Raw genomic sequence first — 3,725 nt, 5'->3', positions numbered from 1 at the left:
CTTTAGGTGGTCAATAATCAATCCGCTTTGAGCGGTTCACATATTCAAGCCTCCGGCTTTGCCGGAGGTATGTGACTTAAGGTGGTATGCTCATGTTTGAGAAGCTTGCTAGTGGCTTTGCCCTGTTTGCATCTTGGTATAATTTCTTGGCTATTTTTTTTGGAATGCTATTAGGGGTAATCGTTGGAGCAATTCCAGGTATGACAGGAACCATGGCAGTTGCGCTTGCTCTTCCGTTTACGTTTTATATGGATCCCGTTACAGGGATGCTGCTACTTATTGGCATCTATAAGGGATCAATTTATGGAGGTTCTATATCAGCTATTCTAATAAAAACACCCGGGACTCCAGCAGCCGCATGTACAGTTTTGGATGGTTATCCGATGGCTAAAAGAGGGGAAGCGAACAAAGCTTTACAAATAGCGCTTTACTCTTCTTGTATAGCTGATTTCATATCGAATTTATCCCTGATTTTTTTCGCAGGTTTTTTTGCTAGCTTTGCGCTTCGATTTGGCCCCCCTGAATTTTTTACACTAATGTGCTTTTCGCTGACCGTTATTGCCGGTGTATCAGGAGATTCTCTCCTAAAAGGTGCCATCTCTGGTTGTACGGGACTACTTTTGGCCACGATTGGATTAGATTTGGTATATGGTACTGATCGTTTTTGCTTCAGTTCAGCAGATCTTATGGGCGGGCTAGGTTTTATACCGGTATTGATTGGTGTATTTGCGTTACCAGAAATCTTTAAAAATATTGGCGAAAGTTTTGATCAATCACAAAAAATTTTTACAGCAAGCAATGAAAATGTTACATTCCCAGAGTTCAAACGGTGTTTTAAGTCGATTATACGAGGTAGCCTTATGGGCGTAGTTATCGGCGCAATTCCCGGTATTGGTGGGGCTCCGAATGCTTTTATGTCATATGGCGAAGCAAAACGTACATCCAAATTTGCTCATAATTTTGGTAAAGGAGAGATAGAAGGTGTTGCCGCCGCAGAGGCTGGAAATAATGGGTGTTGCGGTTCTACACTGATACCTCTTTTAGCTTTAGGTGTTCCCGGTGATGTTATAACCGCTATTTTACTCGGTGCGCTTATGATTCACGGCCTCACACCTGGTCCTGTCTTGTTTCAAAAACATATCTCAATTGTTTATGCCCTTTTTATGGGCATTATGCTTAGTTCTGTAATGATGTTTGTTGCCGGCAAGCTATGTATTAGAGGGTTTTCAAAGATTGCATACATAAGAAAATCTATCTTATTTCCAGTTGTCCTAGTTCTCTGTTTTTATGGGGCATATGCTGTCAATACCAGTACATTTGACATTTTGATTATGATTTTAATGGGTATTTTAGGATATTTCATGTTGTGTTTCGACTTACCGGCCGCTCCTTTTCTTATCGCATTTATTTTGGGTCCGATGTTTGAAGAGAATATGCGACGTTCTTTGCTGTTGTCAAAAGGAACCCTTGGAATTTTTTTCCGATCGCCCATTTGTTGGATTTTTATCTTTCTTACTGTTTTGTCAATTTTTTTCATAATCAAGCGTAATATAGGATTTCATAAACGGTAGTTTTAAATAGAATTAATAAAGGTAAAGGAGAAAAAAAATTATGACCGCATTAGAGGGAATACATTACATGTTACCTACGCCTTTTGATGAAAGAGAAGGACTTGATCTTGAACCGCTTGTCGGTATGGTGGAGTTGTCTGTCCAGGATGGTTGCAGGGGCGTGGTCTGTCTGGGAGTAACAGGAGAAGCTAATCGGCTTAACGACAATGAAAGGCGGCTGGTTATTGAAGAGGTTGTTAAGGCTGCCAATGGGCGTCTTACTGTTACTGTTGGCACGAGCGGAACAGGAACTCACCTTGCAGTAGAACGCAGTATAGAAGCACAGGATCTTGGGGCTACAGCCGTTATGGTAGCACCGGCACCGATGCCTAAACCTAATCTGGAAAAAGTCTATGGGTATTATGAAGCAGTCGCTTCAGACTTGAAAATCCCTCTGGTTGTCCAAGATTTTCCGAAAGTGACAGGTGTGCATATGCCGGCAGATTTCATTATCAAGTTAACAAACAACTTTGAGATTATTAACTATTTAAAGCTTGAAGATCCTCCTACACCGCAAAAAGTCACAGCTCTCAAGAAAATGCCAGGTGGGGATAAACTGGGAATCTTTGGCGGGTTAGGGGGACTTTTCCTTTATGAAGAACTTATTAGGGGTGGATGTGGTGCTATGAGTGGGTTTGCCTATCAAAACATTTTTGTCGATATGTATAATTTTGTGCAAGAGGGCGAAAAGAAAAAAGCATCTGAGCTTTTCTATAAATATCTCCCCATTATCCGCTACCAATTCACAGAAGGCCTTTTAATCAGTCTTCGAAAAGAAATCATGAAACGTCGAGGTTTGATGAGCTGTACGAAGATGCGCCATCCCGGACCCGAGGTTGACGAGACAACTCGTCAGGAGTTGTATGAGCTGTTGGATTATCTGGGGTTGCCATAATCCCATGGGTATTCCTGTTTTGCCAATGTCAAGTAAATTACCACTAATATCTGTATTCATAAAAAGATTGAGGACACAATATTGCAAATGATAAAAAATTCAACTTCTTTAAATCGGCCGAAAGTGTTAGTGAGAGCTCAACTGACCCCTTCCGCCATCGAAAAACTTGAATCAATTGCGGAGGTTTATCTAAATCCGGATATTGACGCTGAGGAACTTAACCACCGGATTGCTGACTTTGATGCGATAGTCTGCCACGGCCCTGAACGTTTGTACACGACTCAGTTCTTTGAAGCGGCATCGCGTCTGAAGATACTGGCTCGAACCAGCGTCGGAACAGACATGGTAGATATAGCGGCTGCCACTGATCACGGTGTACTGGTTACCAATGCGCCGGGGACCAATGCCATATCGGTTGCGGAACAAGGCATCTTGCTTATGCTGGCCATATCCAGACGATTGGTTTTATGCCATCAAAAAGTGTGTTCTGGTGAACCGTTTCGTCGAGCAGATATTTATCAAGCCCTGCAAGGCTTTGAAATATACGGAAAGACGATGGGCCTTATAGGTTATGGGGCTGTTGGTCGGCAACTATCGAAACGAGCTATAGCCATGGACGTTCATGTGAACGCATTCGACCCATTCGTTAATATTGACCTGATGAAAGCAGATGGTGTTAATCCTACGTCTGTAGAGAAACTGCTTTCGGTTTCAGATTATGTGTTATTATGTTGCCCATTAACGGATGAAACCAGAGGGATGATGAATAAACAAACTCTGCAGCAGATGAAACCGGATGCTTATCTGATTAATATCGCTAGAGGCGCTCTGGTTGTATCTTCAGATTTGTGTGAAGTGCTTAAAACAGGTCAGATCGCCGGCGCAGCACTTGATGTATCGGACCCCGAGCCCCCTTTAAAAAATGATCCGCTTTTGAAGTTTGAAAATGTTATTTTTAGCGCGCATCAAGGTGGCAATACCAAAGAATGTTGGGAACGAATGTGCCACACAGCGGTCAATAACGCTCTGCAATACTTTAAAGGGGAAAGTCCGGACAATCTTATAAACAGAAATGTGCTTTCAGACTCTGATTAATTATCTTCCATTTGTCAAATTAGCTATAGATCTATAAAAGGTCTAACATGCTACGTCTCGATTTAATTGACTCTGCAAGTCTCACAATAACCGACAAAGAGAAAGGCCGCCGGAAGCGAGGTTTA

General features: G+C 42.2%; 3 protein-coding genes. All 3 read left to right on the top strand.

Annotated features, from left to right (window positions below):
* Positions 1–92 precede the first annotated feature (92 nt).
* Positions 93–1,571, top strand: coding sequence for a tripartite tricarboxylate transporter permease (locus P1P89_22605; GenBank protein ID MDF1594313.1), 1,479 nt, complete (start codon positions 93–95; stop codon positions 1,569–1,571).
* 40 nt (positions 1,572–1,611) lie between these two features.
* Entirely contained in the window at positions 1,612–2,505 is an 894-nt protein-coding gene (locus P1P89_22600) for a dihydrodipicolinate synthase family protein (GenBank protein MDF1594312.1), read from the top strand.
* Between the two features lie 87 nt (positions 2,506–2,592).
* Entirely contained in the window at positions 2,593–3,600 is a 1,008-nt protein-coding gene (locus P1P89_22595; GenBank protein MDF1594311.1) for a hydroxyacid dehydrogenase, read from the top strand.
* Positions 3,601–3,725 lie beyond the last annotated feature (125 nt).

The organism is Desulfobacterales bacterium (assembly GCA_029211065.1).
Classification (GTDB): Bacteria; Desulfobacterota; Desulfobacteria; order Desulfobacterales; family JARGFK01; genus JARGFK01.
Note: the sequence above shows the minus strand (reverse complement) of the source record. Positions and strands in the feature narration are given on the sequence as shown.